This is a genomic window from Streptomyces alboflavus (assembly GCF_000716675.1).
In the GTDB taxonomy this organism is placed as follows: Bacteria; Actinomycetota; Actinomycetes; order Streptomycetales; family Streptomycetaceae; genus Streptomyces; species Streptomyces alboflavus.
Window position 1 is genome coordinate 244,485 of the sequence record NZ_JNXT01000038.1, and the last position, 17,094, is coordinate 261,578.

The window sequence follows — 17,094 nt, forward strand, 5'->3', positions numbered from 1 at the left end:
AGGGAAGCCGAGGGAAGAGGGGCAATGGCGTGAGCCGCACCCCCGGACCCGAGGTGGAGCAGGCACCGAAGGAGTCGGTGCGGATCCGCCTCCTTGGCCCGGTGAGCGTGGAGGTCCGGGGCCGTCAGGTCGGTCTCGGGCCGCAGCAGCGCGCACTCCTCGCGGCCCTCGCCCTCGCCCGCGGCCACCCCGTCAGCACCTCCCGGCTCGCCGAACTCCTGTGGGAGGGTGAGGCACCGGACGGCGCGGTGAGCGCCCTGCGCACCCACGTCCTGCATCTGCGCCGCATCCTGGAGCCGGGCCGCCGCGCCACCTCCGGGTTCGAGGTCCTGGTCAGCGCGGGGGCCCGCAGCAACACCAGCTACACCCTCCAGGTGTCCGACGAGCAGGTCGACGCTTTGCGCTTCGTCCACCTCACCGACCGGGCCCGCAAGGCCGCCGCCGACGGCGACGCGGACGCTGTCGTCGCGCTGCTCGACGAGGCCCTGTCGCTGTGGACCGGCCCCGCCCTGGAGGGCGTCAGCGACCGCAGCTTCGCGCTCGCCGAGGCCGAACGCCTCCAGGAGCTGCGGCTCGTGGCCCGCGAGGACCGCCTCGACGCGCTGATCGAGCTGGGCCACTACGAGCAGTCGGTGGCCGAACTGACCACGCTCGTCGCCGAGTTCCCGCTGCGCGAGCGGCTGCGCTGCCAGTTGATGCTGGCGCTGCACCGCTCCGGCAGACAGGCGGAGGCCCTCGCCTCGTACCGCGACTTCTACCAGCTCCTCGACGCGGAAGTGGGCATCGAGCCCGGCCGCCCCCTCAAGGAACTCCACCAGCGCGTCCTGTCCGGCGACCCCGCCCCCGGCGCCCCGGCCGCGCCCCCTGTCCGGCCGGTGCCCCGCCAACTCCCGCCCGACGTCGCCAGTTTCACCGGCCGCTCGGACTATCTGCGCCAGCTCGACACCCTCCTCGCCCGGCACGAGGCGGGCCCGGGGCAGACGCTGGTGATCTCCTCCGTGTCCGGCATGGCGGGCGTCGGCAAGACCACCCTCGCGCTGCACTGGATGCACCGGGTCGCCGACCGCTTCCCCGACGGACAGCTGTACGCGAACCTGCGCGGCCACGCCCAGGAGGGGCTGACGACGGCCGACGAGGCGCTCGGGCAGCTCCTGCGGGCGCTGGGCGTCGACACCGGGCATCTGCCGGAGAGCACCGACGAGAAGGCGGCCCTGTACCGCTCGCTGCTCGCGGGCCGGCGCATGCTGATCCTGCTCGACGACGCGGCCGGGCTCGCGCAGGTGCGCCCGCTCCTTCCCGGCTCGCCGACCTGCTTCGTCGTCGTCACCAGCCGCAACGACCTGCGGGGCCTGACCGCCTTCCACGACGCGCACCGGGTCAGCCTCGACGTCTTCGGCGAGGAGGAGGCCCTCGCGCTGCTCGCCCGCGTCATCGGCGCGGACCGGGTGCGGCACGAGCCGGAGGCCGCCGCCGAGGCCGTCCAGTTGTGCGGGCTGCTGCCGCTGGCCGTCAGGATCGTCGCGGCCCACCTCATCGGCGACCGGCATCCGCCCATCGAGGAGGTCGTACGGCGGCTGCGCGGCGGCGACCGGCTGCGCGAGCTGACCCTGGACCAGGAGGAGCACACGGGCGTACGCGGTGTGCTCGCCCTGTCGTACCGGTCGCTGTCCGCCGCCGAGCAGGAGCTCCTGCGGCTGCTCGCGCTCGCCCCGGGACCCGGGATCTCCGCCCCGGCCGCCGCCGCCCTCGCCGGGACCGACCTGCCCGCCACCGCCCGGCTCCTGGACCAGCTGGTCGCCCGCAGCCTCCTCGAGAGCCACCAGCCGGGCCACTTCCATCTGCACGCCCTCGTCGGCCTGTTCGCCCGGGAGCGGGCCCGGGAGCAGGACAGCCCCACCGCCCGCGAGCGCGCCGTCGGCCGCCTGCTCACCTGGTACCTGGCCACCGCCGAACAGGCCGCCCACCTGCTGTACGGCACCTTCTACTCCTGGTACGCGGCCGACCCGCCGGAGGCCGACGGCTCCCCCACGGCGCCACTGGTCTTCAGGGGCGCCACCGAGGCCCTCGCGTGGCTCGACGACGAGCGGGCCGCGCTGCTCGCCTGCACCCGGCACGCCGTCCGGTACGGGCCGCGCTCCTTCGCCTGGAAGTCGGCGCTCGCCCTGCACGGGCACCTCATGGAGCACGGGCGCCGCACGGACTGGCTGCGGGCCGCGCACGCCGGGCTCGGGGCCGCCGAGGCCGCGCAGGACGACCACGCGCGGGCGGTGATGCACTGGAGCATGTGCTACGTGCTGTGGGAGCTGGCCCGGCACGACGAGGCGCTGTGGCACAGCGCGCACGCCGAGAGCCTGTTCGCGCGGACCGGGCAGCCCGTGGAGACCGCCGGAGCGGTGCTCGGGCTCGCCGCCTCGCACCGCGAACGCGGCGCCCTCGACCAGGCCGCCCGCGAGGCCGAGCGGGCTCTTGCCCTGTACGCGGGCAGCGGACAGCCCGCGGGTGAGGCGTGGGCGCTGTGCATGCTCGGCTTCGTCCGCCTCGACCAGGGCCGGCTCACCGTCGCCCACCGGCACTTCGGCACGGCCCGTGCGCGCGCCGAGGCCTCGCGGGACCAGCACACGGTGATGCTGTCCCTGTGGGGGCTCGGCGCCGTCGAGCACGCGCTCGGCGCTGCGGACGAGGCGCAGCGACTCCTCACCCGGGCGCTCGCCGCGGACGGCAGGCTCCTGTTCACCTACGCGGCGGAGGGCGCGCTCAACGCCCTCGCGGTGGTGTGCAGGGACGCCGGGGATCCGCGGCTCGCGCTCAAGTACGCCGTCGACGCGCTCGGCGTCACCCACCGCACGCACCGGCGACTCGTGGAGCCGGAGGCCCTCAGCACGATCGGCACGGTGCTGCTGCGTCTCGACGACGCGCCCGGCGCCCTCGACCACCACGGCCGCGCCCTGGAGGCGGCGCGCGCGGCGGGCTGCCGACGGGCCGAGGCCGGGGCGCTTGTGGGGCTCGCGGCCGTGCACCGGCACCTGGGCGACCACGGCGAGGCGCTCGCGTGCATCCGCCGTGCCCTCGCCACGGCCCGGCAGTCCGGGCTGCGCCTCGCCGAGGCCGAGGCGCGGGCCGAGCTGGCCCTGGTGCATCTGGCGCTCGGTCAGCCCGCCCGGGCGGCGCGTGCCGTCGAGCGGTCCCTGCGGCTGTACCGGTCCGCCAGCCACCAGCCGGGTCTTGCCCGCGCCCTGGAGGTGGAGGCCGCCGTGCGGCGCGCGGACCCCGGGCTCAGCTCAGCGCCCGTACCCCCGCCGTGACGGCGGCGGCCACCAGGATCACCAGCGGTACGGGGGCCTTGAGCCGCCAGGCCACCAGGGCTCCGGCGAAGCCGGCGAGGCGGGCGTCGAAGGTCATGCCGTGCGCGCCCGCAGCGCCCACGAGCTGGGTGACGACGAGGACGGCGAGCAGCGCGGGCGTCAGGTACTCGACGAACCGCGGGAACCAGGCGGGCAGTTCGCGGTCGCCCATGACGAGGGAGCCCGCGCCCTTGATGAGGAAGGTGGTCGCCACCAGGGCGCCGACGACGATCCACGGGTCGCTGCTCATCGCGCCCTCCTGGGCACGCGGCCGGGGCTCGGCCGCTCGGGGCGGACAGGGGTGCGGGGCCAGGTCGCCGGGACCGCCACGTCCACCCGGCTCATCGGGACCGCCACGTCCACACGACGGCGATGACGCAGGCCACGGCGATGGCGGTGTCGGGCACGGCGACGGCGGTGAGGACCGCGGCGCAGGCCGCCGCGGTGGCCGCCGCCGTCCGTTTGGACCCGGTGCCGAGGTGCGGTGCGAGCAGCAGGAAGAACAGGACGGGCGAGACGGCGTCCAGGCCGTAGGTGAGGATGTCCACGGCCTTGAACGGGCCGATCGCGCCGAGCAGGGTGCCGAGGACCCAGCCGAGCCACAGCACCACCCCGGAGGACAGCAGCCGCACCCGGTCGAAGCGGCCGTCGGCGTCGCTGGCGATGGCCCAGGACTCCTCGATGACGAGCTGGGACTCGACCGCGCGGCGGACCCGGCCGCCGCGCAGGGCGGGCAGGATGGCGAAGCCCATCACCAGATAGCGCAGGTTCAGCAGGGTCCCGGCGACGGCCGCCGCGGCCCAGCCGCCGCCGTTGACGATCACCGACACGGCGGCGAACTGCGACGAGCCGACGAACACCAGGCCCGACATGGAGGTCGCGGCGAGCGCGCCGAAGCCCGCGCCCTTGGCGAGGACGCCGAAGGAGATCCCGAAGGCGAAGATCGCGACGGTGAACGGCACGGCGGCCCTGGCCCCCGTGGCCCAGGCCGCGCGCCGCCCGCCCGCCGGAACCGGCCGGGCGGGCCCGGACCCGTGGTCCGTCATCCGCGCCCACCCTCCGTCATCCGCGCCCACTCTCCGTCATCCACGCTCGCTCACCGCGCGGGCGGGGCGGCCGGGCGGCGCCGGGCACCCCTCCTCGCCCCGCACGATCCGTCCGTACGCCGCCGCGAGGGCCGCCCCGACCGGGCCGAGGGGGAACCGCAGGGAGTCGACGGCGGTGACGGGCTGGACCTCGTACGCCGTGCCGGTGAGGAACACCTCGCCGGCGCGAGCGAGTTCGGCGGGGGCCAGGTGGCGTTCGACGACCGGGAGTCCCCGGTCGCGGGCGATGTCGATGACGGTGCGGCGGGTGATGCCGTCGAGGACGCACTCCGGGGGCGGGGTGTGCAGCTCCCCCGCGATCACCAGGAACAGGTTGGCGCCGGTGGCCTCGGCGAGGCGGCCGCGGTGGTCGAGGAGCAGCGCGTCGTCGTGGCCCGCCGCCTCGGCCTCCTGTCCGGCGAGGGCGCCGATGGCGTAGAGGGCGGCGGTCTTGGCGCTGACGGGCGCGGTGTCGGGGGCGGGGCGGCGCCAGCGCGAGGTGTGCAGGCGGATGCCGCGGGGGCCTTCGGTGAAGATCCGCGGCCAGGGCCAGGCGGCGATGGCGACGTGCACGCGGTTGTCCGGCGCGACCAGGCGCAGGGTGTCGCTGCCGCGCCAGGCGACGGGGCGTACATAGCCGTCGGTGAGGCCCGCGACGGCGACGGCCTCGGCCGTGGCGGCGGCGAGGTCCGGGACGGACCAGGGCAGTTCGAAGCCCATGGTGCGGGCCGACGCGGCGAGCCGGGCGGTGTGCTCGTGGAGCTTGAAGACGCGGCCGCCGTAGACCCGTTCGCCCTCGAAGACGCTGCCGCCGTAGTGCAGTCCGTGGCTGAGGACGTGCAGCCGGGCCTCGCGCCAGGGCACGAACGCGCCGTCGCACCAGATGACGCCGTCCCGGTCGTCGAGGGACGGCGCGGGGGCGGCGCGGGTCATGTGGCGAAGCCCCGCTCGGCGTAGGGGAAGCCTTCGAGTTCGTTGGCGGCGACGGTGTCGTCGCGGCGGGACGCGTAGTAGATGCGGACCTCGTCGATGAGCCCGGCGTCGTCGAAGCGGTAGACCTCCGCGCCGCGCAGCACCTTGCCCAGGCGCGGCTTGAAGGCGGTCCACTCGCAGACGGCGGTGCGGCTGTGCTCGTCGGCGTACACGGCGTCGACGGCCCAGTGGGAGTCGTTGGCCCGCACGTCGGCGCCCCAGCGCTCCACGATGGGGTCGATGCCGGGGACGGGTCCCGACATCCCGTGGGCCAGGTAGTGCACGACCCGCTCGGACACGCACCGGGCGAACAGGTCGCGGTCGACCTTGTTGCACGCCTCGAAGTACTGCCGCACCGCGGCTTCCATCGTGGCCCGGTCCAGCGTGGCCCGCTCACGGCTTCCCATGGCTGCTCGCCCTCTCGTCGTGTTCGTTCGTCCGGATACGGCCCGCCGCGCCCCGCTCACATCTCCGCCGGTGCGAACCGCAGCGGCGGCAAGGACATCAGGTGCTCCCGTGCCCGCAGCAGCGTCCGCTGGTCGCCGGTGAAGGCGTAGCGGTCGCCGTCCGCGCCCTCGGGCAGCTGGGTGCGTACGAGTTCCTTGGCCGCCGCGCGGTACTCCGCCGGGGTGCCGACGGACGCTTCCATGCCCTCGACCGCGTCGACCAGTTCCCGCAGTCCGGCGAGGGCACGGTCGAGGTCGAGGCGCAGCCGCCCGCCGCGGTCGGCGGTGAGCGCGCGGCGGGAGCGGAGCCAGGAGTAGAGGAACACGCCGGTGCCCGCGTCGAAGTTGCGGACGGCGTGCGCGTCGAGCGGGTACCGGAACACGCGCTCGAGCAGGACCATGGCGATCTGCTCGTCGGCGTAGGGGACGGCGGGGTCCGTGTGGCAGGCGAGCACGGTCTTCGCGTCGACCTTCAGCTCTTCGAGGAGGCCGATGAACCAGTTCATCTTGAGCTTCACGTGCCGGTCGAGGGGCCACCGGCCCTGGTGGTGGAAGCAGTCGTGGAGATATCCCCACAAGGCGCGGGCCTGGTAGCACACTTCGGGGTCGAGTCCGGCCGAGTCCGTGGGCACGGATTCGGCGGTGAGAACGGACTGTGCGGACGGCAGGGCGAACGTCTCGTGAATCCGGCGGAATTTGTTGAAGAAGAAGATCGCGTAATTCTGTTCGGTGACTCTGTCGTGGGCCGCGACATTCTCGGGGAAGAAGACGATGCAGTTGCCCTGGGCGAACCCCGCGCTGCCCGCGAGCAGGACGGTGGCCTGGCAGTTGTTCTTGGGGTGTGGATAGGGGACGGCGAGTTCGGAAAGGGCGTCGGGTTCCTTGCGGCGGACGAGGAAGAACTCCAGGCGCCGGCCGACCGGCGGGGCGCTGTTGGTGGTCTGCACGGGGGCGAGGAACGCCGCCCAGTCGCCGTCGGCGGGGGCGGTGAGGGCGTCGCGGCTGCGGGCGAAGTGCGGTGGTGTGTCGAGGCCCGCGGCCAGCCAGTCGTCGATGTCGGCGGCGAGCGCGTCGGCCTGGGCCGTGCGGCCGTGTCCGGCGAACCAGCGCACGGCCTCGTCCTTGACGGCGAGCAGCCGGCGGCGGTCGTCGGGGGCCGGGGCGGGGACGGTGCCGTCGTCGCGCTGGCGGGTGCGGAAGTCGTCGATGCGGGGCAGCAGGCCGTGGCCGAGGCGGGTGGCCTCGTCGAGCAGGTCGTCCCGGAGGCGGTGCGCGGCACGGGTGCCGGTCATCGGCCGGACTCCCGTATGCGGTGGGCGGGTTCCCGTAGGCGGCGGGCGGGTTCCCGCACGTGGTGGACGGTGAAGACCATCGGCACCTCGCCGAAGCTGCGGACGACGCGCAGGCCGTGGGCGCGCGCGGCGACGACGGTGGTGACGCAGGCGTCGGCGCGGCCTGCGGCGCAGTCGATGGCGGCCTGGGCGTTGCTGGTCACCAGGCGCCGCGCGCCGCGGTCGGGCACGAGCCCGGCCGGGGCGGGGTGGGTGGCCACGGTGCGGGGCTCGGCGCGCGCTCCGGGCGGGGCGGCGAGCACCATCTCGTGGGTGGGCCACAGGAAGCAGTCGACCATGCGGCAGGTGCCCAGGTTGCCGAAGACGAGGGTGTGCAGCTCGGGGTAGACGGCGCAGGCGAGCAGGGCGTGTTCGCCGGTCCTCGGCACCCTCTCCATGGCCTGTTCGAGGGAGGTGTGCAGGACGACCTGTCCGTCGTCGGCGCGTCCGTGCCGCCGCAGCCACAGGTGGGCGGCGGTCTCCAGGTTGGTTCCGGTGGGGCCGAGGGTGTGCAGATACCGGATCTCGTCGATCGCCGACGACGGCGCCCACGGCGGAGAAGCAACGCTCAATTGTTCCCCCGTCATCATTTCCACTCCCTCTTGAATTTCTCCCGAAATTCTCCGGTCGTGCGGGGGCGACACCTCTCGGGCCATGCGGGGACAACGCCCGGAACGTGTGCCACCGGTTCGGGTTCGCGTCGGCGATCCTAGGCCGCGGCACCCCACTCCGGCCAGGGCGCCCAGGCGCCACGGGGCCGATTTCCATACTCTGGCCAATTCGGCCCGGCCACAGTCCTGAATTCCGCCGACAAATCCCATCGGGCCGGGCGAAAGAGCGCTGCTTTCATCGCCGCGCCCGTGCCGGGGCCGTACGCATCACGTCACGGCGGCCGCAAGGCGCCGCTCAGGCGACGGCGGTGGGCAGCGCGGGCAGCCGCGTCCCGTACAGCCAGGCCTCGAACAGCTCGTCCACCGGGCCGTGCGCGTACCGCTCGACGTGGGCGGTGAACGTCTGTGTGCTGACCACGCCGTGCCGGTGGACCGTGGCCCACGCGCGCAGCATCCGGAAGAACGCGTCGTCGCCGAGGGCGCGGCGCACGGCGTGCACGACGAGGCCGCCGCGTTCGTAGAGCCGGTCGTCGAACATCAGCTTGCGGCCGGGGTCGGCCAGCTTGAGGTCCTGCGGCTGCGAGGCGAGCAACCGGTGGGCGACGGCGGCGAGTTCCTGGGCGTCGCGTCCGCCCGAGCGCTCCGACCAGAGCCACTCCGCGTACTTGGCGAGGCCCTCGTTGAGCCAGATGTGCCGCCAGTCGGCGATGGTGACGCTGTTGCCGAACCACTGGTGGGCCAGTTCGTGCGCCACAAGCCGCTCCGCGCCCCGGGCGCCGTCGACGTGGTTGACGCCGAACAGCGAGAGCCCCTGCGCCTCGACGGGCACGTCGAGTTCCTCGTCGGCGACGACGACGGCGTACTCGGCGAAGGGGTAGGGCCCGAACAGCTCCTCGAAGAGCGCCATCATCTGCGGCTGGCGCGCGAAGTCGCGGGAGAACTCGGCGAGGAGGTGCGCGGGGAAGTGCCCGGTCTGCGGCACCCCGCTGAGCCCGGGGTCGCCGAGGAGCACCGTCTGGTACTTGCCGATGGACAGGCCGACCAGATAGCTGGGGGTGGGCGCGGGCTGTTCGTAGAGCCAGGTGGTGGTGGAGGCCTTGGTGGTGCGGGTGAGCAGACGGCCGCCGATCACCACCTGGTAGGCGGAGGGGGTGGTGATCGAGATCTGGTACGCGGCCTTGTCGGCGGGCCGGTCGTTGCACGGGTACCAGGACGGCGCCCCGACGGGCTGGCTCGCGACAAGCGCGCCGTCGGTCAGCTCCTCCCAGCCGAGCCCGCCCCAGGGGCTGTTGACCGGCCTGGGGTTGCCCGAGTAGTGCACGTCGACGGTGAACGCGGACCCGGCGGGCAGGGCCTTCGCCGGGCGCACCCGCAGCTTGCCGCCGCGGTGCGTGTAGTGCGCGGCGCGGCCGTCGACGCGGACGCGGCCGATGCGGAAGTCGCCGAGGTTCAGCTGGAACTCGGTCAGCTGCGCCCGGCCCGCTATGGCGCTGAGCCGGGCCGCGCCCGCGAGCCGGTTGGGTGCGGGCCGGTAGTCGAGCTCGAGCTCGTAGCGGTGCACCCGGTAGCGGGAGTCACCGTTGCCCGGGAAGTAGGGGTCCGGTGCCGTCTTCTGCTGCCCGCTCAACGCTGGTCCGCTCCCTGCCCTGTGCTCGTACGACGTGACGCGCGCGGCGCCGGCGCGACGCGGCCCGCCGCCTCAGGGGCGCCAGGCCTCGATCGGGTTGCCCAGCCAGCGGGTGTCCGCCGGTACCGACTCCCCGGCCATCACGAGGGACGCGGGGCCCAGGGTCGAGCGGGCTCCGATCTCGCTGCCGGGCAGCACGATCCCGCCCGGACCCAGGGTGGCGCCCGCGCGGAGGACCACAGTATCCGTCCGCAGGATCCGATCATGGAAGAGGTGCGTCTGCAGGACACTGCCCCGGTTCACCGTGGCGGCGGACTCCAGGGTCACGAGATCGGTCTCCGGCAGCCAGTAGCTCTCGCACCACACGCCCCGGCCGACCCGCGCGCCGAGCCCGCGCAGCCACAGGTTCATGACCGGCGTGCCGGGGACGGCGCCGCCGAGCCAGGGCACGGCGACCATCTCGACGAAGGTGTCCGCGAGTTCGTTGCGCCACACGAAGCCGCACCACAGCGGGTGCTCGCCGGTGCGGTGCCTGCCGGCGAGGAGCCACTTGGCCGCGATCGAGGCGAGGCAGCCGAGCGCCCCGGCGGCGAGCAGGACGGCCCCGGAGAGCAGCGCGGCGAGCCAGAGCCCGTGGTCGGCGGCCAGGGCGAGCAGCGCGACCACGAAGATCACCAGGGCCGCCGAGCAGAACACCGGGACGATCCGGCACGCCTCGACGAGCGCCCGCGCCAGCTTGAGCCGGGCGGGTGGCGCGTAGGTGCGCCCTTCGTCGGACCCGGCCGCCGCGCGGGGCAGCTTGACCGGCGGCAGGCCCAGGTAGGAGCTGCCCTTCTTGGCCTTCTTCGGGGTGGCGGACAGGACGCCGACCAGGCCGTCGTCGGGCACGGAGCGGCCGGGCGCGGTCATGCCGGAGTTGCCGAGGAAGGCACGGCGGCCGATCTCGGCGCGGCCGATGCGCACCCAGCCGCCGCCGAGTTCGTACGGGGCGGTGAGGGTGTCGTCGGCGAGGAACGCGCCCTCGCCGACCGTGGTCAGGCTGGGCAGGGCGAGCACGGTGGACACCTCGGCGCCGTGTCCGATGCGCATGCCGAGCAGCCGCATCCAGACGGGGGTGACGAGCCCGGCGTACAGCGGGAAGAGGGTCTGCCGGGACAGGTCCATGAGCTGGGTGACGGTCCACGCCTGCCAGCCGATGCGGCTGTGGGTGGGGCGGGTGCCCGCGTGCAGGCCGAGGCTGAGCAGGCGGACGCCGGTCAGGATCAGCAGGGCGTAGGCAAGGCCGAAGGCCAGGGTGGCGGGGGCGAGGGCGAGGAGCGCGCCGCGCACGGCATCGCCGAGGGCGGCGTCGGCGGGCACGAAGGCGCGGGCGACGAACAGCGCGGGCACCGCCGCCGCGACCGGAAGCAGGCTCAGGGCGATGCCCGTCAGGCCGTACATGGCGCGCCAGTGCACGGCGCGCGGCGGGCGCTCCTTGGGCCAGTCGCGCTTGGCCTTGCCGAGCTTGCCCGCGGGCGATCCGGCCCAGCGCTGGCCGGTCGGGATCTGGCCGCGCACGGCGGAGCCCGGGGCGACCTCGGCGCGCTTGCCGACGCGGGCGCCCGGGAACAGGATGCTGCGGGTGCCGACGACGGCGCCCGCGCCGACCTTGATCGTGCCGATTTCGAGGCGGTCGCCGTCGAGCCAGTGCCCGGACAGGTCCACCTCGGTCTCCACGGCGCAGCCGCGGCCGAGCTTGAGCAGCCCGGTGACCGGCGGCAGTGAGTGCAGGTCGACCTCGGAGCCGACCTTGGCGCCGAGCGCGCGGGCGTACCGCTCCAGCCAGGAGCCGGTCAGGGAGGTCGCGCCGCTGTACTCGGCGAGGCGCTCGGCGGTCCACAGGCGCAGGTGCACGGAGCCGCCGCGCGGGTAGCTGCCGGGCTGCACGCCGCGAAGCAGCAGCCGGGCGCCGCCCGCCGCGACGACGAGGCGGCCGGGCGGGCTGTAGAGGACGAGGACTCCGGCGGCAATCAGCCACCAGGAGGCGGACGGGGCCCACGGGTAGGCGCCGAAGTGGTGCAGGACGTTGCCGAGGGCGGCGAGCGCGACCGTCCAGCGAAGGCCGACGAGGGTGAACAGCGGGAGCAGCATGGCCACCTGGGCGGCCTGGGTACGCACGGGCACGGGGGCGATCTCGCGGGCGGCGCCGTCGTCCTGTGCGGACTTCTCCAGGCGGCGGGCCAGCTTGCGCAGGACGGGCCGTTCGTAGATGTCGATGACGGCGGCGCTCGGGTAACGGGTGCGCAGCCGGGTGGTGAGCTGGGCGGCGGCGAGGCTGCCGCCGCCGATCGCGAAGAAGTCGTCGGACGCGCTGGTCACGGGGATGCCGAGGGTCTCGCTCCACTGCTCGGCGAGCCAGGCCTCGGTGCCGTACAGCTGCTCGGCCTTGCCGCCGGTGTCCAGGTCGGGCAGCGGCCAGGGCAGGGCGTTGCGGTCGACCTTGCCGGAGGTGCGGGTGGGCAGGTCGTCGACGGGGGCGAGCAACGGCACCAGGGCGGCGGGCAGTTCGGCGCGCAGCTTCTCGACGGCGGCCGCCTGGTCGAAGCCGTCCTGGGGGACGAGGTAGCCGACGAGCAGTTGGTTGCCGCCGCGTGCGGTGCGGACGGCGGCGGCCGCGCCCGAGACGCCGGGCAGGGCCTGGAGGGCGGCGTCGACCTCGCCGAGTTCGATGCGGCGGCCGCCGAGCTTGATCTGCTCGTCGGTGCGGCCGAGGAAGATCAGGCCCTCGGGGTCGGCCTTGACGAGGTCGCCGCTGCGGTAGGCGCGCCGCCAGCCCATGGACTCCAGGGGCGCGTACTTCTCGGCGTCCTTCTCCGGGTCGAGGTAGCGGGCGAGTCCCGCGCCGCCGATGACGAGCTGACCGCTCTCCCCCATCGGCACGGGCCGGTCCGCCTCGTCGACGACGACCAGCTCCCAGCCGTTCAGGGGCAGCCCGATCCGGATCGGCTCGTCGCCGGTCATGAGCGCGGCGCACGCCACGACCGTGGCCTCCGTCGGGCCGTAGGTGTTCCACACCTCGCGGCCCTCGGTGACCAGGCGCTGGGTCAGCTCGGGCGGGCAGGCCTCGCCGCCGAAGATCAGCAGCCGTACGTCGCCCAGGGCCTCGGGCTCCCACAGGGCGGCGAGCGTCGGCACGGTGGAGACCACGGTGATCTCCTGCTCGACCAGCCAGGGCCCGAGGTCGGCGCCGCTGCGCACCTGCGCGCGCGGCACGGGCACGAGGCAGGCGCCGTAGCGCCAGGCCAGCCACATCTCCTCGCAGGATGCGTCGAAGGCGACGGACAGACCGGCCATGACGCGGTCGCCGGGCCCGATGGGCTCCTCCTGGAGGAACAGGGCGGCCTCGGCGTCCACGAACGCGGCGGCGCTGCGGTTGCTGACGGCGACGCCCTTGGGCCTGCCGGTCGAGCCGGACGTGAAGATGATCCACGCGTCGTCGTCGAGGCCGGGCCGTCCGGCGGGGACGTCGGCGGGCTTGTCGACGGTGAAGGCGTGCCCGGCGCCGATGACGGTGCGCACACCGGCCTCGCCGAAGACGAGGTCGGCGCGCTCGTCGGGGTCCTCGGCGTCGACCGGGACGTAGGCGGCGCCCGCGGCGATGACGGCGAGGATCGCGACGTACAGCTCGTTGGTGCCGCTCGGCACGCGGACGCCGACGCGGTCGCCGCGGCCGACTCCGGCGGCGTCGAGCCCGCGCCGCAGGTGTTCCACCTCGGCGGCCAGCGTGCGGTACGTCAGCTGGCGGGTGCCGTCGTCGAGGGCGGGTTCGTCGGGGTGTGCCCGCACGGTCGCGTCGAGGATGTCGACCAGGGTGCGCGGTGCGGCGGCGCTCTCCGTGGTGAAGAAGGCCGGCTCCTCGAACTGTTCGCTCATCTCCGCTTCGAGCAGGCTGAGCTCAGCGTTCGCGCGCGTGGCGTCCATCGGGTCCCATCGTCGAAGGCCGCGGATCCCCGGGAGCTCGCCGTGCCACTCCCGGTTTGCCTGGGGTTGTCCGGCCCTGGAACCAAAAATCCGGTCCTGGACCAAACAACCGGCATAGCCTAATCGCTTGTCGTGAACGCGGCGCGCTGGAGTGAGCAAGGCCACCGGTGCGGGCGCACGGAAAAGGCCGCCCTCGCCTTCCGGCGAGAACGGCCTCCGACCTGTGAGACACATGGTCGGGACGACAGGATTTGAACCTGCGACCCCTTGACCCCCAGTCAAGTGCGCTACCAAGCTGCGCCACGTCCCGTTGCCCGCTGACCTGGGGTTTCCCCTGGCCGAACGCGCACCGAAACAATACCGCACTCGGGACTGTGATCGCTCACGCCTTTCCCCGCTTGACCTCAAGTCCAGTTCAGGTTGCACGCTCGTCGGCATGACGACGACATCGGCACACACGTTCACGTACGCGGACCTGCCCCGCCTCATGGCCCTCATGACGGGTGACGAGAAGCACGGCCCCGCGGCCACGTCCACCCTGGACGCGCTGTGGGTGCTCTACGACCGCGTGCTCAGGGTCACACCCGAGCGGGCCGACGATCCGGGCCGTGACCGGTTCCTCCTCTCCAAGGGGCACGGCCCGATGGCCTACTACGCGGTGCTCGCGGCCAAGGGCTTCCTGCCCGTCGACTGGCTGGAGGGCTTCGGGGCGTACGACTCCCCGCTCGGGCACCACCCGGACCGCGTCCTGGTCCCGGGCGCCGAGATCGGCAGCGGCTCCCTCGGGCACGGCCTGCCGCTCGCCGTCGGCACCACCCTCGGCCTGCGGGCCCAGGGCCTGACCGACCCGCACGTGTGGGTGCTCGTCGGGGACGCCGAGCTGGACGAGGGCAGCAACCACGAGGCCATCGCCTACGCGGGCCCGGCCGGCCTCGAACGGCTGCACACCCTCGTGATCGACAACGCGTCGGCGTCCTACGCCCGCCCCGGCGGCATCGCGGCCCGCTTCGAGGCCGCCGGGTGGTCCGCGGTCACCGTCGACGGCCGCGATCACGAGGCGCTGTACGCGGCGTTCACGGCGCCGCACGCGGGGCGGCCGCACGCGGTCATCGCCCGGGTGGAGCCCAAGTCGGCGTGAGCCCCTGGGGGCGGCTCCGCCCCTGTTCCGCCGCCCGTGCCCTGCCGCCCCGTCTTCCCTCCCCCGCGCGTCTCCCTCAGCTCATCTCTTCCGGAAGGACAGTTCCCCATGGACACCATGCGTGACCGTTTCGCCCCCGTCATGACGCGGCTGCTCGACGAGGACCCGCGCGTCGCCGTCGTGCTCGCCGAGATCGGCGTGGACGGCTTCAAGGACGCGATGCGGGCTCATCCGGACCGGGTGATCAATGTCGGCATCCGGGAGCAGCTGCTCGTCGGCACCGGCGCCGGGCTCGCCCTCGCGGGGCTGCGGCCCGTCGTGCACACCTTCGCGAGCTTCCTGGTGGAACGGCCCTTCGAGCAGATCAAGCTGGACTTCGGCCACCAGGACGTCGGCGGCGTCCTGGTCAGCGCGGCGGCGTCGTTCGACTGGCCCGAGGGCGGGTTCACGCACATGTCGCCCGGCGACGTCGCCCTCCTCGACACGCTGGACGACTGGACCGTGCATGTGCCGGGCCACCCCGACGAGGCCGAGACGCTGCTGCGACACGCGGTCGCCGCGGGCGACGAGAAGGTGTACGTACGGCTTTCCGTGCAGGCCAACGCCGCGCCGATGCCGGTGGACGGCACGCGGTTCCTGACCGTGCGGGAGGGGCGGCGGGGCGTGGTGATCGCTGTGGGCCCGCTCCTCGACCAGGTGCTCGCCGCCACGGAGGGGATGGATGTGACGGTGCTGTACGCGACGACGGTGCGGCCGTTCGACGCGGAGGGGCTGCGCCGGGCCGTGGGGGGTGGGGCGGCTGACGTCGTGGTCGTCGAGCCGTACCTCGCCGGTACGTCCACGGCCGCCGTGAACGACGCGCTCGTGGAGGTGCCGCATCGGGTGCTCGGGCTCGGGGTGGGGCGGCGGGAGCTGCGGCGGTACGGGCGGGTGGAGGAGCATGTGCGGGCGCACGGGCTGGACGCGGGGTCGCTGCGCGAGCGGATCGGGGGGTTTGTGGGCTGAGGTCGGGGGCCCTGCGGGGCTTTCCCCAGTCCCGCCCCTTCCCGAAACCGGGGCTCCGCCCCGGACCCCGTATCGGCGCTCCGCGCCTCGTCCTCAATCGCCGGACGGGCTAGTGATAGCCCCTCCGGCGATTGAGGAGCGGGGTCTGGGGCGGAGCCCCAGGATCGGGAAGGGGCGGGGTTGGGGAGCCCCCGGCAAGGCCCCCCACCCGCACCAACCCCCGCACCGCAGGCACAGCCAACAACGCCCCACACACCACCAGCACCATCACACCCCCCATGAGCAACACCCGCTCCGCCCCGAACGCGGCCGCCGCAGGCCCCGCCAACGCCTGCCCCACCGGCAGCATCGCCAGCGACCCCGCCACGTCGTAGGCGTGAATGCGGTTGAGAACGTCCGGCGGCACCTGGGTCTGCACACTGGTGGCCCACATCACCGCCCAGAACGACGTCCCCGCCCCGGCGACCACGGCCCCCACGACCATCAACCCCACCCCGGCCTGCGCCCCGACGGACGCCGGGAACGCGGCGAAGCCGACGAGGGCGAACGCCCCGGCGCGCAGCATCCGCCGGGGCCGAAGCCGCAGCGCGATCACCCCGCCGATGACGGTGCCCGCGCCGAGGGCGGAGTTGACCAGGCCGTACGCACCCGACCCGTGCTGCTCGACGACGGTGACGGCGACCAGCGGCGTGGCAGGCCCGGTGACGGTGATCATCAGGACGCACCAGATGGCGATGACACTCCAGAGCCACGTCCGGGCGCGGAACTCCCGCCAGCCGACGGCCAGGTCCTTCCTGAAGCCGAGACTCGCCGCACGGCTGCCGGGCACGGCGGGCGGCAGCCGCAGGAGCAGCAGGCACAGGGCGCTCAGGGCGTACGTACCGGCGTGGGCGGCGAAGACGGCGGCGGGCGACGCCAGGCCGACGAGGACGCCCGCGACGGCCGGGCCCGCGAGCTGCGCGCCGGACTCGGCGACCCTGATCACGCCGTTGGCCTTCTGCACGTCGGTGGCGAGCCGGGGCACGGTGCTGGCGACGCCGGGCTGGAAGACCGCGGCCGCGGCGCCGTTGACCGCGCCGATCAGGCAGATCTCCCACAGCACCACATGGCCGGTGAGGAAGAAGACGGCGGCGAGCGACTGGGTGACGAGGCGCACCGCGTCGGCGCCGATCATCAGGAGCCGGGTGCTGAACCGGTCGGCGAAGACGCCGCCGAAGATGACGAGGCTCGCGAAGCAGGCGGCGGTCGCGGCCATCGCGAGGCCCACGGCTCCGGCGCCGTACCCGTGCTGCAGCATCCCGGCGGCGAGGGCGACCGGCAGCATCGTGTCGCCGAGCTTGGCGATGGCCCGCGCCACGAAGAAGAGCCCGAAGTCCCGCGACCACAGCCCACCGGGCGCACCCGGCCGTGCGCCCGCCGGCCCCCCGCGTATCCCGGGTTCGTCCGACTCCCCCGAACCCCCCGACGCCACCCCTGACATACCCGACCCGCCCCTCCGCTGAGCGATGGTGCCCGCTGACCGCCGACGGCACGACGCCGGATCATGCCATGCGATCCGGCCACACTCAGCCGGATTAA

General features: G+C 74.2%; 12 protein-coding genes and 1 tRNA gene. 3 read left to right on the plus strand and 10 right to left on the minus strand.

Going from position 1 to position 17,094, the window contains the following annotated elements:
- The first annotated feature begins 29 nt into the window (after positions 1-29).
- Positions 30-3,302 (plus strand): AfsR/SARP family transcriptional regulator, encoded by a 3,273-nt coding sequence (locus OO63_RS42470; RefSeq protein ID WP_051811211.1) that lies wholly within the window; start codon positions 30-32, stop codon positions 3,300-3,302.
- Here the strand turns inward: OO63_RS42470 and OO63_RS26375 are convergent.
- From OO63_RS26375 to OO63_RS26415, 9 genes are all read right to left on the minus strand, one after another.
- Complete coding sequence (locus OO63_RS26375; RefSeq protein WP_030357079.1) at positions 3,274-3,591, minus strand: AzlD domain-containing protein; 318 nt, start codon at positions 3,589-3,591, stop codon at positions 3,274-3,276. The two genes, OO63_RS42470 and OO63_RS26375, sit on opposite strands and share 29 nt — an antisense overlap.
- Positions 3,592-3,682: 91 nt before the next feature.
- The gene (locus tag OO63_RS26380) at positions 3,683-4,387 is read right to left on the minus strand and encodes an AzlC family ABC transporter permease (RefSeq protein ID WP_051811212.1); all 705 of its coding nucleotides are present in this window, start codon (positions 4,385-4,387) and stop codon (positions 3,683-3,685) included.
- A 36-nt stretch (positions 4,388-4,423) separates the two neighbouring features.
- On the minus strand, positions 4,424-5,359 hold the full coding sequence (locus OO63_RS26385; protein ID WP_051811213.1) for a branched-chain amino acid transaminase: 936 nt from the start codon (positions 5,357-5,359) through the stop codon (positions 4,424-4,426).
- On the minus strand, positions 5,356-5,805 hold the full coding sequence (locus OO63_RS26390) for a nuclear transport factor 2 family protein (RefSeq protein ID WP_051811214.1): 450 nt from the start codon (positions 5,803-5,805) through the stop codon (positions 5,356-5,358). Before OO63_RS26390 ends, OO63_RS26385 begins: the two co-directional genes overlap by 4 nt.
- 56 nt (positions 5,806-5,861) lie before the next feature.
- Complete coding sequence (locus OO63_RS26395; protein WP_030357075.1) at positions 5,862-7,136, minus strand: DUF6421 family protein; 1,275 nt, start codon at positions 7,134-7,136, stop codon at positions 5,862-5,864.
- A complete protein-coding gene (locus OO63_RS26400) occupies positions 7,133-7,765 on the minus strand; it encodes a type 2 periplasmic-binding domain-containing protein (protein ID WP_234311061.1) in 633 nt (210 codons plus the stop codon). The genes OO63_RS26395 and OO63_RS26400 overlap by 4 nt, the downstream gene beginning before the upstream one ends.
- A gap of 316 nt (positions 7,766-8,081) precedes the next feature.
- Complete coding sequence (locus OO63_RS26405) at positions 8,082-9,413, minus strand: M1 family metallopeptidase (RefSeq protein WP_030357073.1); 1,332 nt, start codon at positions 9,411-9,413, stop codon at positions 8,082-8,084.
- Positions 9,414-9,485: 72 nt separating this feature from the next.
- Positions 9,486-13,373, minus strand: coding sequence for a Pls/PosA family non-ribosomal peptide synthetase (locus tag OO63_RS26410; RefSeq protein ID WP_030357072.1), 3,888 nt, complete (start codon positions 13,371-13,373; stop codon positions 9,486-9,488).
- A gap of 233 nt (positions 13,374-13,606) precedes the next feature.
- A tRNA-Pro gene (locus OO63_RS26415) sits at positions 13,607-13,683 on the minus strand.
- A gap of 126 nt (positions 13,684-13,809) precedes the next feature.
- Here OO63_RS26415 and OO63_RS26420 point away from each other — a divergent pair.
- Positions 13,810-14,511: a thiamine pyrophosphate-dependent enzyme gene (locus OO63_RS26420; RefSeq protein WP_030357071.1), complete on the plus strand. Its 702-nt coding sequence runs from the start codon at positions 13,810-13,812 to the stop codon at positions 14,509-14,511.
- Positions 14,512-14,619: 108 nt separating this feature from the next.
- Complete coding sequence (locus OO63_RS26425) at positions 14,620-15,516, plus strand: transketolase family protein (protein WP_030357070.1); 897 nt, start codon at positions 14,620-14,622, stop codon at positions 15,514-15,516.
- Positions 15,517-15,625: 109 nt separating this feature from the next.
- Here OO63_RS26425 and OO63_RS26430 read toward each other — a convergent pair whose 3' ends face one another.
- On the minus strand, positions 15,626-16,996 hold the full coding sequence (locus tag OO63_RS26430; RefSeq protein WP_078619369.1) for an MFS transporter: 1,371 nt from the start codon (positions 16,994-16,996) through the stop codon (positions 15,626-15,628).
- Positions 16,997-17,094 lie beyond the last annotated feature (98 nt).

What these genes read in the sequence shown, in the direction of transcription:
- OO63_RS26375 (WP_030357079.1), bottom strand. Translation starts at nt 3,591, where the DNA reads ATGAGCAGCGACCCGTGGATCGTCGTCGGCGCCCTGGTGGCGACCACC.
- OO63_RS26380 (WP_051811212.1), bottom strand. Translation starts at nt 4,387, where the DNA reads ATGACGGACCACGGGTCCGGGCCCGCCCGGCCGGTTCCGGCGGGCGGG.
- OO63_RS26385 (WP_051811213.1), bottom strand. Translation starts at nt 5,359, where the DNA reads ATGACCCGCGCCGCCCCCGCGCCGTCCCTCGACGACCGGGACGGCGTC.
- OO63_RS26390 (WP_051811214.1), bottom strand. Translation starts at nt 5,805, where the DNA reads ATGGGAAGCCGTGAGCGGGCCACGCTGGACCGGGCCACGATGGAAGCC.
- OO63_RS26395 (WP_030357075.1), bottom strand. Translation starts at nt 7,136, where the DNA reads ATGACCGGCACCCGTGCCGCGCACCGCCTCCGGGACGACCTGCTCGAC.
- OO63_RS26400 (WP_234311061.1), bottom strand. Translation starts at nt 7,765, where the DNA reads ATGATGACGGGGGAACAATTGAGCGTTGCTTCTCCGCCGTGGGCGCCG.
- OO63_RS26410 (WP_030357072.1), bottom strand. Translation starts at nt 13,373, where the DNA reads ATGGACGCCACGCGCGCGAACGCTGAGCTCAGCCTGCTCGAAGCGGAG.
- OO63_RS26420 (WP_030357071.1), top strand. Translation starts at nt 13,810, where the DNA reads ATGACGACGACATCGGCACACACGTTCACGTACGCGGACCTGCCCCGC.
- OO63_RS26425 (WP_030357070.1), top strand. Translation starts at nt 14,620, where the DNA reads ATGGACACCATGCGTGACCGTTTCGCCCCCGTCATGACGCGGCTGCTC.
- OO63_RS26430 (WP_078619369.1), bottom strand. Translation starts at nt 16,996, where the DNA reads ATGTCAGGGGTGGCGTCGGGGGGTTCGGGGGAGTCGGACGAACCCGGG.